1 pseudogene is annotated in these 516 nt (G+C 72.8%); it reads right to left on the bottom strand.

From position 1 onward, the window contains the following. A pseudogene (locus EJK91_RS22215) lies at positions 1-393 on the bottom strand (hypothetical protein); the annotation flags it as partial. Positions 394-516 lie beyond the last annotated feature (123 nt).

Raw genomic sequence — 516 nt, 5'->3', positions numbered from 1 at the left:
GGTCTCGGGGGTAACGCCGGCAGTGGTGCTGATGGCTCGGCGGGGGCGGCGGGCCGTGATGGTCTCAGTGACGGCAATACCTCGATCGATGGGGAGGCCGGTGGCGCTGGTGGCGCCGGTGGTAACGCCGGTGTCGGTGGCGCCGGTGGCKCTGGTCGCGGTGGCCAGGCCGCTTCCGGGGCCGATGGTGTCGCCGGGCAAGGCGGCAATGGTGGTGCCGGTGGCCGGGGCGCTGACGGTGTCGATGGCTTCGCGGGTGCCGTTGATGGCACCGCGGGTGGCAATGGTGGTGCCGGCGGCAACGGCGGCGCGGGTGGCCTGACCGCGGACGGGGTGACCCGGGCTGCGGACGGTGATGGCGGCAATGGTGGTGTCGGTGGGGCCGGTGGTCACGGCGCTCAGGGTGTCCACGGCACTAGTGGTGGTGCTGGTTCCCGTGGTGGTGACGGGTCTGCGGGTGCGGTTGATGGTGGTGCCGGTGAGCGTGGTGGGGACGGCACTGCGGGCAGTCGTGGT

The sequence above is a fragment of the Mycobacterium sp. P7213 genome (assembly GCF_900604305.1).
Taxonomy (GTDB): Bacteria; Actinomycetota; Actinomycetes; order Mycobacteriales; family Mycobacteriaceae; genus Mycobacterium.
Note: the sequence above shows the minus strand (reverse complement) of the source record. Positions and strands in the feature narration are given on the sequence as shown.